10 protein-coding genes are annotated in these 10219 nt (G+C 70.0%); all 10 read left to right on the top strand.

The genetic code is table 11. The features are described from left to right. Positions 1–71 precede the first annotated feature (71 nt). The 10 genes from eccD (at position 72) to SD37_RS11205 (ending at position 10091) form a co-directional block, all read left to right on the top strand. Positions 72–1445, top strand: a complete 1374-nt coding sequence (gene eccD / locus SD37_RS11160) for a type VII secretion integral membrane protein EccD (protein WP_044851665.1) — start codon at positions 72–74, stop codon at positions 1443–1445. A 3-nt stretch (positions 1446–1448) separates the two neighbouring features. Beyond that, on the top strand, positions 1449–2852 hold the full coding sequence (eccB, locus tag SD37_RS11165) for a type VII secretion protein EccB (protein WP_044851664.1): 1404 nt from the start codon (positions 1449–1451) through the stop codon (positions 2850–2852). 133 nt (positions 2853–2985) lie between these two features. After that, positions 2986–3324, top strand: coding sequence for a WXG100 family type VII secretion target (locus SD37_RS11170; protein ID WP_044851686.1), 339 nt, complete (start codon positions 2986–2988; stop codon positions 3322–3324). 34 nt (positions 3325–3358) lie between these two features. Continuing rightward, positions 3359–3658 (top strand): WXG100 family type VII secretion target, encoded by a 300-nt coding sequence (locus tag SD37_RS11175; RefSeq protein ID WP_037310386.1) that lies wholly within the window; start codon positions 3359–3361, stop codon positions 3656–3658. A 33-nt stretch (positions 3659–3691) separates the two neighbouring features. Further along, positions 3692–4120 carry a hypothetical protein gene (locus SD37_RS11180; RefSeq protein ID WP_044851663.1) on the top strand — a complete coding sequence of 143 codons (429 nt, stop codon included), beginning with the start codon at positions 3692–3694 and terminating at the stop codon, positions 4118–4120. A gap of 6 nt (positions 4121–4126) precedes the next feature. Then, positions 4127–6250, top strand: a complete 2124-nt coding sequence (locus SD37_RS11185) for a hypothetical protein (RefSeq protein WP_044851662.1) — start codon at positions 4127–4129, stop codon at positions 6248–6250. Next, positions 6189–6599, top strand: coding sequence for a YbaB/EbfC family nucleoid-associated protein (locus SD37_RS11190; RefSeq protein WP_235783583.1), 411 nt, complete (start codon positions 6189–6191; stop codon positions 6597–6599). The genes SD37_RS11185 and SD37_RS11190 overlap by 62 nt, the downstream gene beginning before the upstream one ends. A gap of 6 nt (positions 6600–6605) precedes the next feature. Next, positions 6606–8597, top strand: coding sequence for a hypothetical protein (locus SD37_RS11195; protein WP_052674963.1), 1992 nt, complete (start codon positions 6606–6608; stop codon positions 8595–8597). A 10-nt stretch (positions 8598–8607) separates the two neighbouring features. After that, a complete protein-coding gene (locus tag SD37_RS11200) occupies positions 8608–8925 on the top strand; it encodes a hypothetical protein (protein WP_037310376.1) in 318 nt (105 codons plus the stop codon). A 65-nt stretch (positions 8926–8990) separates the two neighbouring features. After that, positions 8991–10091: a hypothetical protein gene (locus SD37_RS11205; protein ID WP_052674962.1), complete on the top strand. Its 1101-nt coding sequence runs from the start codon at positions 8991–8993 to the stop codon at positions 10089–10091. The last annotated feature ends 128 nt before the right edge of the window (positions 10092–10219 follow it).

A 10219-nucleotide genomic window follows, 5' to 3' on the forward strand; every position in this document is an offset into this window, starting at 1 on the left:
CACGCGACGGTTCACTCGGTGGCGACCACCGCCGGATCCGCGCGCTGGTCGCCGAATCGAAGGCGTGTGCCATGGCGACCACTTCAGGGCTGTGCAAGCTCCGTGTCCGTGCCCCCGCGACCAGTTTCGCGCTGGCCGTGCCGGTGGACATCCCGTTGATCGACTTGATGCCGACGATCCTGGGCCACGCCGGCCAGGACCTGGCGGAGGAGGGGGTGGACCACGACGGCTGGATCCTCCAGCGGCTCGGTGATCCGCCGCTGGACCAGGAGTCCACGGTCGACGTCCTCGACCTGCGCGACGGCGAGACCCTGTACCTGCGACCGCGCCGCGAACAGCTGCCCGCGGTGCATTTCGACGACATCATCGACGGACTGTCCACAGAGGCCCGTGCCCGGCCGGACTCGTGGACCCCGGGGGCGACCCGGTGGACCATGCTCGGCTGCGTGCTGGCCGTCGTCCTGCTCGGCTTCGGGCTGCTGGTGACGGCGCCCACCACCGCGCCGACGCTGATCTCCGCCGGGGTCGCGGCGTTCTTCCTGCTGGTGTGCTCCGCCACCGCCGCCCGCGCGCTGGGTGACGGCCCCGCCGCGCTGTCGCTGGCCTTGGCCGCGATCCCGTTCGTCGGGCTGGCGGGGTCGCTCATCCCCGACGGACCGGAAGGGCCGGTACTGACCGGGGCGCGGCTGCTCGCCGCCTGCGTCGCGGGCGCCGGAGGTGCCGCGCTCGGGATGGCCGCGGTGGCCGGGTTCGCGCCGGTGTTCATCTCGGTCGCGACGTTCGGACTGCTGTGCGCCACCGGCGGGCTGGTGCTGATGCTCGGCGGGGAGTCCGCGCCCGCGTCGGCGACGCTCATCGCGGTGATCGCCGTGCTGCTCGGCGCCTTCGTGCCGAGGATCGCCTTCCGGTTGTCCGGGCTGCGGCTTCCCGGCCTGCCCACCAGCGCGCGGGAACTGCAGGAGGAACTCGATCCGCATCCCGGCGGCGAGGTCGTCGGCAAGGGCCGGGTCGCGGACGCCTTCGTGACCGCGCTGTTCGCCGCGATCGGCCTGTCGTGCCTCGTCGCGCTCGAGTTCGTCGTCCGGGACCGCTCCTGGCAGGCCGTCACGTTCGCCGCCGTGCTGAGCACGCTGCTGCTGGTGCACGGCCGCGCGCTGGGCAGCGTGTGGCAGCGGCTCTCGGTGATCGTGCCGGGGGTGTACGGCGTGCTGCGGCTGATGCTGGCCTCGCAGCTGGATTCGGCGACGCCGTTGCCGATGGTGGCGGGCGCGTTCGTGCTGGCCGCGGCGGTGCTGGTGGCGCGCTGGACGGTGCCCGGCCGCCGCCTGCTGCCGCAGTGGGGCAGGCTCGCGGATCTCGCCGAGACCCTCGCCGCGGTGTCGTTGCTGCCGCTCGCGTTGTGGCTGATCGGCGTGTTCGCCTTCGTGCGCGGGCTCGGGGGCTGAGCGATGAACTCCAAGACCGATCAGGTGCAGGCACACCGGTTCATGCTGGGCCGGCTGACCTCGGCGTTGCTGCGGGTGGACCCCGACGCGCCGGAAAGCCCGCTGCACCGGACCTACCGCGGCAGCGTCATCGGCGTGCTGGTCGCCGTCCTGGCGTGCCTCGGCCTGCTGGTGTTCGGGCTCGTCTCCCCGGGCGGGAACAAGTCGTGGCGGGTGGAGGGCGCGCTGGTCGTGGCCGACTCCTCGGGCGCGCGGTTCCTCTACGCGGGCGGGAAGCTGTTGCCGGTACTGAACTTCACCTCGGCCAAACTGGTCGCCGGGAACCAGCTCGCGGTGAAGCACGTCTCCGAGGCCTCGCTGAAGGACGTGCCGCGCGGCGAACCGCTGGGGATCATCGGCGCGCCCGACTCGCTCCCCGCGCTCGCCGCCGATCCGTGGGAGGTGTGCACCGCCGTGGATCGCGATCAGGCCGGGCCGACCGCCCTGCGTGTCGGCGGCGCGACCGCGAACCCCCTGGAGGACGGCGCCGCGGTCGTCGCGGTCACCCCGGACGGAGCGACCTTCCTGCTCTGGAAGGGGAAACGGCATCGGGTGGCGACCGACCGGGGCGCGCTCGACGCGGTCGACGGGGTGCTCCAGCCCGCCAAGGTGCCGTCGGCGTTGCTGGACGCGCTGCCCGCCGGGCCCGACTTCGGGCCGCCCGCGATCGACGGCCTCGGCACCACCGCCGACCTCGGCGGGACGGAATCGCGGATCGGCAGGCTGTACACCGTTTCGGGCGAACCCGAGCAGCGCTACGTGCTCACGAAGGCGGGCCTCACCCCACTGTCCGAAGTGGACAGCAGGCTGCTGGCCGCCGATCCCGAGGTCCGAAAGGCGGCGTACGGCGGCGGGGACGTCACGGTGGCTCAGCTACCGGGACGAGTGGTCAGCGAGCACCTCGCCTCGGTCGAGCAGCCACCGCCGGTGAAACCGCCGAAGGCGACCACACTCCACAGTGGACAGGGGCTGTGCGCCCTCGTCACCCCGGATGGCGACGCGCCCCGCACCCAGGTGGCGGTGACCGAGCGGTTCGTCCAGGCCGGGCAGGTGCCGGCGAGCAGGCCGGGCATCGCGGCACCCTGTTCCCGGGTCGACCGGATCGCGGTACTGCCGGGTACGGGAGCCCTGGTCCGGGCTTCGGCCGCGTCGGGACGGGCGGGCGACGCCCTCTTCCTGGTGACCGAAACCGGGGTGAAATACCCGGTTCCTCCCGCGGGGGCGAAAGCGCTCGGGTTCGACCCGGCCGCGTCGAACGGGTTGCCCACGACCTTGCTGAACCTGATGCCCACCGGGGCCCCGCTGGATCCGGCGACCCTGCGCGACGGGGGAGCGGTACTGCCCGCGGCCGACGGCTGCGGGCACTGACCGGAGGAATCACCACCGGCGACTTCTGCCGGTGGTTCCGCATGGTCCCCCGCGCCCGGACTTGGTGTCCTTGCGGTGGACCGTCATGGCGGATGGTGAAGTCCGCGACACCGCGAGGAAGGACGAGCGAGGAATGAGCACGAATTTCCAGAAGACCGACACCGGGATGAAAGGTGGCCTCGCGGCCATCGAAGAGTGCGAGTCGGCGTGCAAGACCATCCACTCCGGCGTGACCGCGGTCCGCAGCGACCTGCGGGCGGACTGGCAGGGCGCGGCGTCGCAGACCTTCCTCAACCAGCTGGAGCTGTGGGAGGCGGACTACCTCCAGGTGCTCAAGATGCTCACGGAGATCAAGGATCTGGTCAACGAGAGCGACAAGACCATGAACGTCACCGAAGACGACATCAACCTGACCGCGGTGACGGCGTTCGGTGGCAACGAAGGCAACCGCATCTTCAAAGAGCTGGCCTGAGCATCCCCTTTCCCGATCACGAGAGGAAACGATCATGAGCACTCCCTATGACGGTTTCGCGGTCAGCGGCAACGTCCCGCACCTCGCCGAGCGGATGGTCGCGCTGAGCAAGCAGATCGACGCCGCGCTGGTCGACCTGGAGCAGTCCATCAAGCCGATGACCGACAGCTGGATCGGTCAGGGTGCCACGGCCTACACGGATCTGCAGCGCCGCTGGCACGCCACGACGCAGGCCATGGAAGGCCGGTTCGCCAAGGGCCACCAGACGCTCGCCCTGTCCTTCGACAACTACCAGCGCACCGACCGGAACATCGGGGCGAAGTTCCAGATCTGATTCCGGGCCGCTCGCGGAGAAGGGAGCAGGGACGTGGCGGACAAGCCGGACAGCGGCGACATCAAGATCACGGTCAGTTTTCTCAGGGATTTCCAGACCACCGTGCTGCAGAAGATGGTCACCGAGCTGGAGGGGAACAAGGACGTCTCGGAACTCGAACTGACCGCGAACAACCCCACCGGGAAGCGGCGGCTGCTGGCGGGCTCGGAGACGTGGGAGCCCGCCAAGCTGCTGATGGAGAGGTACGAGGGGAAGGGCGCCGGGACGGCGCCCTCGTTGTGGACGCAGGTCGACGTGATCAAGAAGCGGCTCATCGAGCTGAACTCCAGCATCACGGAGGTCGTGCGGATCGCGTTGAGCGGCGAGGACGAGAACATCAAGCTGTCCACCGAACTCGACATGAGCCAGATCGGCGAGATCCTCGCGCTCAAACCCCCGCCCTCCACCGGCACGGGATCCTGATCCGCGATGACCTCCCCGCCGGAAGGGTCCATCGGCAAGAACAGTTCGCTGACGCCGTGGGAAGACGCCCTCAACATCTTCGACTGCACCAGGGATTCGTCGAGTTCCCAGAAGGTGCCCAGCAGGCAGACCATCCTGGACGTCGTATGGCTCAAATGGGACGTGTGGGCTTCCACGCACGGCTCCAAAGACCCCAAGGGCTGGGATTACGTCGCCCGCAGTTCGACGTTGTGGATGCAGTACTGGGGCGTCGCCAGCGCCAATTACGAGGCGTTCGATCCCGTGATGAAGGCGTTCTACGGCAACATGGACGAGACGCTCGCATCGCTGAAAGGCGACCCCAACTACAACCCCCTCGGCCAGCCGTGGACGTTCGGGCGGGCCTTCGGCGCGCTGAACGGGACCAAGTCCCTGCTCGACAAGCAGGCCGCGGAGCTGAAGGTCTGGCGGGACAAGGTCGGCAAGAAGGGTGACGACTTCCAGGGCACGGGCGCCGGGGCCTTCCGGGACTATCTGGACGACCTCGCGTTCCGGTGCACCGACCTCGTCACGCAGCTGGGCACGCGGTCCGCCGGGTTGAACAGCGCGCGGACCCTGGACAAGGACGATCCGGCGACCAAGGAGATCAACGAAGCCGAGTCCGGTCTCCGCTGGGCCTTCAACAAGCTTCAAGAGGGCTACGACAACTGGATGCACGGGACGAATCCCGGCTACAAGACCGCGCTGTTCGGCACCGTGAACGTGCCGAACAATCAGCTGGCCTGGCCGGGTGGCGCGCTGAACGCGATCTGGAATTCTTCGGGACTCAAGCCCGATCTGGAGTCGCACAAGAGCACCGCGTCGGAATGGAGCGGTGGCGAGCATTACCCGAAAAGCGCGCTGATGGGCGCGGACGCCCGGAGCCCCGCCTTCTGGAACGGGATCATGACCGCGGCGCGGGATCTGTGGACCGACCACATCGAGGCGACCCTCGATGTCGCGGCCACGGCCGTCCTGACGCAGCTCCCCAAGAGCTATGACGCCGCCAGGGCGCTCTTGCCGACGATCAGGGAGCCGCGCCGGCTCAACCTCCACAAGGCGCCTCCGCCCCCGCCTCCGGGTTCGCAGGGGCCACCCCCGCCCCCGCCTCCTCCACCGGGACCGCAGAAGGGCGGGCCCAAACCGCCGCCCGGTTCCGGCAAACCACCACCGAAGATCCCGGATAGCAAGGACACCAAGGACACCAAGGACAAGAAGGGGTCCGGTGGCGGACCGCCTCCGCCGCCGCCTCCGCCGGGACCGCCGAAGAACGGGAGCAAACCGCCGCCCGCTCCGCCGAAGCCGGACGACCGGTTGAAGGTGCCGACCGGTTCGACCATCGGCCCGGACGGTGTGGTGCTGGGACCGGACAAGAAGCCCTTGCTCGACCCGCTCGGACGGCAGATCATCGTGCCGCCCGGATCGCGGATCGGTCCCGACGGGAACATCATCGGCCCGAAGGGCGACAAGCTCGCCGAGAAGGACCGGCTGGCCCGGCCGGAGCCGGTCAAGAAGGACGAGTCGCGGCAGACGGAGCTGGACAGGTACCTGAAGTCCTTGCGCGGGGACAGCACCCCGTCGATGCCGACCCTGCTCGCCGGGTCGCACGCGCCGTCGGTCTCGCTGTCTTCCGGCGGCTCGTCGAATCTCCACAATGGACTGTCGTCCGGGAAGCCGGCGGTGGGGTCGATCGGCGCGCCGGCGCCCGCGGGGTCGGTGAGCGGGCACGAACCGCCCGCGCCGCCGGGGAAACCGGTGACGACCGAGGGCGGTCCCTCGCTGATCAAGGAGCGGCAGGGGAACGGGACCCAGCAGAACGGGATGGGCGGTGTCCCGTTCTATCCGCCGACCGCGGGCGGTCAGGGCGTCGGCGCGGGCGGAGACCAGAACAAGGGTGAGCGCGACCGGACCACCTGGCTGACCGAGGACGAGGAGACCTGGGGCACCGACCCGAAACTCCCGCCCTCGGTACTGGGCGCCCGCAGGCGCGGCGGCCGGGTCGCGGGACGAGGGGCCGGCGGCCCCCGCAACTACGGACAGGGAGGAAACGATGGCCGACTGGCTGGAGGAACAACTTCACCAGGCCATGGTCACGCTGAGGGATCAGCATGACCGGATCGAGTCGGCGAAGGCCGATCTCGCCTCGCGGAGGTCCTCGGCGACCTCGGCGGACCGCCTGGTCACGGTGACCATGGACTCGCGCAATTCCGTGGTGGGCATCAAGTTCAACACCACGAAGTACCGCACCATGCCGCCCGAGCAACTGGCGCGAACGCTCCTGGAAGTACTCGAACGCGCCCGGCTGGACATGGCGGACACCGTGGTCGAGGTCTTCGGCCCGCTGATGGACCAGCGCGACGACCTCCGGGCGGCGATGACGGGCAACACCGAGGTCGACAAGGTGTTCTCGGCACTGTGGAAAGAGGCGCCCGCGGACGCCTTCGGCCGGGGAAGGGACTGATCCTCCGTGGCGCTGGGCGGACCGGACCCGACGACCTGGGTGTGGGAAGAGGCTCTGAACATCTTCACGCTCGATCCCGGCTTCCCGATGGTGCCGTCGCGGACGACCGTCACCGGCGTGCCCTGGTTGACGTGGCGCGTCTACACCCACCTTCGCGGTCCCAGCAACAAGGTTCCGACGAACATGATCCACGCGGAAGGCATGACGTTCTTCACGTCCTGGTACGCCGTCGCCGACGTGAGCAAGGAGTTGGAGGGCGCTTCGGCGACCTTCTTCACCAATGGCGACAAGGTCGTCGACTCCCTGCGGGAGGACACGAACGACGTCGCCAAGCAGTCCACCTTCGAGCTGGCGTCGACCACCTTGGGCGGGGTGGCGAACTGGCTGACCGCGCAGGTCGCCCCGCTGGAGACCTGGCGGAACAAGACCGGCCACCGCGGCGACGCCTTCCAGGGCACCGGCGCGGGGGCGTTCTGGAACGTGCTGGACGAACTCGCCCACAAATGCCAGGACCTCGTCGCCCAGCTGACCAAGGACCGCACGACCTGGGAGACGCTCCACCTGGCGGGCGGTCTGCTGAAGCGCGCGGGTGAAGTCCTCGACGAGGGACGCGCGCGGTGGCGGGGCGGCGAAAGCTTCACCTACGACACCGGACTCGGGTTCTCGGTCACCGCGCCGGGATCGGAGCTGGCCAGCCCGGGCGGCGTGGTGCGCGCGATCTGGCAGGCACCGGAACTGGTCGCGGATTTCGCGAGTCACTTCCCGCCCAAGTACACCAGGGAGGAGGACGGCTGGCCGAAGAGCACCTACCTCGGCGGGGTACTGGACCAGATCAACGGTGCCCCGCGCCAGAAACTGGAATCCGCCGCGCAGAAGGTCTGGACGGATCACCTGGGGGTCGTGGACACCCACGGGGCCAGTGTGGCCTGGTTGCTCGATCTGACCTACCGGCAGACCCTCCCGTATCTGCCGACGATCCGGACTCCGGTTCATCTCGGCCTTTCCGGTGGCTCGAACGCCCCCGAGGACGGCGGGGCCGGTCCCGGAGGCGACGGCGGGGGCGACGGATCGACCGGGGACAACGGACCGAGCACCACGACCACGAATTCGCCGCCGCCACCACCCCCGCCGCCGGTCACGAACATCGGCGGCGACGGAGCGCACGGCGGGGCGTTTCCCCCGCCGATCACGCGGGTCGGCGGTCCGAACAACTTCCTGAAGGTGCCCACCGGTTCCCACGTCAGCCCGGACGGCACCGTGATCGGCCCCGACGGCAAACCCGTGCTGGGCGCCGACGGCAGGCCGATCATCGTGCCGCCGGGGTCACGGGTGAACGGGAACGGGGAGATCATCGGGCCGAGGAACACCGGCAACCTGGAGCAGAAGGACAGGCTGCGCAAGGCTTATCCGCCACCGGGTACCAGCACGTCCGGCAACGCGGGCGAGTCGGCCATGGAGCGGTATCTCAAGTCGTTGCGGCGGACCCCGCCGCCGTCGCCGCCGCTGCGTGCCCCCGACACGATGCCCATGACCATGTCGAAATTCGATCCGCGGGCGAACTTCCACAGTGGACCGGGTTCACTCGGCGGCGGCCGGATCGGGGTGTCGTCGGAGCTGTCGTCGTCGCTCTCCCCGGCACCGGGCGGGAAGACGGTGGGTGCCACCGCCCCCACGGGGCCGTCGCTCGGCGGACCCAAGACGACCGCGGGAACCGGAACCGGGAGCGGGGTGCCGTTCTATCCGCCCTCGGCCGGTGGCGCCGGCGCCGGGGCCGGACAGGGTAAGGGCGAACGCGACCGGACGACCTGGATCGCCGAAGACGAGGAAACCTGGGGCACCGACCCGACGGTCGCGCCCGCCGTACTCGGCAGGCGTAAGCGCCGGGCGCGTGGCCCCGGCAGCACCGAACTGAGCGTGAACACCCAGCGCGACTACACCTTCGGGCTCGGCGACGGCGGTTCCGCCGCCGGGCAGGGCACCGGCAGCGGGACGGGATGAGGAACCGACGATGAACGATTTCCGGGCGGACCCCAAGGCCATGAAGACACTTTCCGAGGCATATCAAGGCATCGCGGCCAAGATGCGCAAGATCAGCGAACTCGGCGTCGACCGCAGGGACCTGATCTTCGAAGCGAGCGGCGACGACGAGATGGGCAAGGAGATCAAGTCCAATCTCGGCGACCCGGTGACGAAGATCGAGGGCGCCTTCGTCGCGATCGGCGATGTCGTCGAGAACCAGACCATCGTCACCAAGGGGATGGCGGCGAAACTCGCCATCACGGAGAACGACAACATCGCGAATATCCACAAAGGACTCAAACGCTAGTGATCTCCCGGCGGTCCCGTGCGTGCCGCCGGCCAACCTGAGCCAGCAAAGGAAGCGGGAGCACCATGCCCTCGGACGCAGAGCAGTCCACCGGCGTCGCGGTCGCCACGGCGGAAACGGCGGCGCCCGCCGCCACGGAACCGAAGGCGGACAACGAAACCAGCACGTCGACTTCGGAAAGCACGACGGTCGCGGCCGGCACCGTGCCGCCGGTCGTGGACGCGGACACCGGCACCGCGTCGCCGCCGCCGGGCCGGATGTCCAAACCGGTGATCGTGGCGGCGGCGGTCGCCGGGGTGGCCCTGGTCGCCCTCCCGATGGCGCTGACCGGCCTGCTCGGCGGCGACCAGCCCGGTGAAGGGCCCAACGCGGCGGGCTACGCGAAAGACCTTCCGCAGGACGGCGGTTTCGTGCCGGGGCTGGCCGCTCCGCCGACCGATCTCGGCGGCATGCCCGCCGGCCCGCCCGGCGCCCAGTTGCCCGCCCAGGCGGCCGAGGGGGTTCCGGTGGGCCAGGCGGCCGCGGACCCCGGAACCGCCGGCCTGCCCGGCGGACCGCCGCCCGCCGCGGGCGGTGGCCCGGCGCCGGGACCGCAGCAGCACCAGGCCCCGCCGCCCCCGGCGCAGCCGCAGGGGCCGGCCGTACCGGCGGCCAAGGCGGTCACCTACGACGGCATGGCGGGACGGGGCTGCGGTGGCGGCACCGGATTCACCGGCGTCGGCGCCTACAGCGACGGCAAGGCGGGCTGGGTGAATCACGGGAACGGCGGGTGCGGCACGTCGTTCGTCTCGATCCCGATGTCCGGCGACGCGAACAAGGACGACTCCAGCGCGTACGGGCTGTGGACTTTCAACACCGGTCCGGTGACCACCGGTTCGTGCGCCGTCTCGGTGTTCGTCCCGACCGGTGATCTGACCGCGGTGGGTGGCAGCCCGTCGGTGTACCGCGTGTTCGACCGGTTCGCGGTCGACAAGGGCACGCCGGTCGGGTCGTTCCAGATCGACCAGGTCGGGAACCGCGGCCGATGGGTCAACGTCGGCACTTTCCGCATCAACGGCGCGAAACTGGCCGTCCAGCTGCTGACGCGGGGCCGTGACTGGTCGGGTTCGACCAAGACCTACGCGCACCACGCCGCCGCGATGGTCAAGGCCAAATGCCAAGCCTGACCCCGCCCTCGCACGCCCCGCGTTCAGCCGACTAACCGCGCCCAGTCGCACCGAGGCGCCCGCCTTTAGCCGACTAAACGCGAGATGGGCGGTGGGCTGGGGTGGTCGTGAGTGGTAAGTGCCGTTCT

The sequence above is a fragment of the Amycolatopsis orientalis genome (assembly GCF_000943515.2).
GTDB lineage: Bacteria > Actinomycetota > Actinomycetes > Mycobacteriales > Pseudonocardiaceae > Amycolatopsis > Amycolatopsis orientalis.

Bases quoted from the DNA above. Each gene is read 5' to 3' on its own strand.
- eccD (WP_044851665.1), top strand. From the start codon at position 72: ATGGCGACCACTTCAGGGCTGTGCAAGCTCCGTGTCCGTGCCCCCGCG.
- eccB (WP_044851664.1), top strand. From the start codon at position 1,449: ATGAACTCCAAGACCGATCAGGTGCAGGCACACCGGTTCATGCTGGGC.
- SD37_RS11170 (WP_044851686.1), top strand. From the start codon at position 2,986: ATGAGCACGAATTTCCAGAAGACCGACACCGGGATGAAAGGTGGCCTC.
- SD37_RS11175 (WP_037310386.1), top strand. From the start codon at position 3,359: ATGAGCACTCCCTATGACGGTTTCGCGGTCAGCGGCAACGTCCCGCAC.
- SD37_RS11185 (WP_044851662.1), top strand. From the start codon at position 4,127: ATGACCTCCCCGCCGGAAGGGTCCATCGGCAAGAACAGTTCGCTGACG.
- SD37_RS11190 (WP_235783583.1), top strand. From the start codon at position 6,189: ATGGCCGACTGGCTGGAGGAACAACTTCACCAGGCCATGGTCACGCTG.
- SD37_RS11200 (WP_037310376.1), top strand. From the start codon at position 8,608: ATGAACGATTTCCGGGCGGACCCCAAGGCCATGAAGACACTTTCCGAG.
- SD37_RS11205 (WP_052674962.1), top strand. From the start codon at position 8,991: ATGCCCTCGGACGCAGAGCAGTCCACCGGCGTCGCGGTCGCCACGGCG.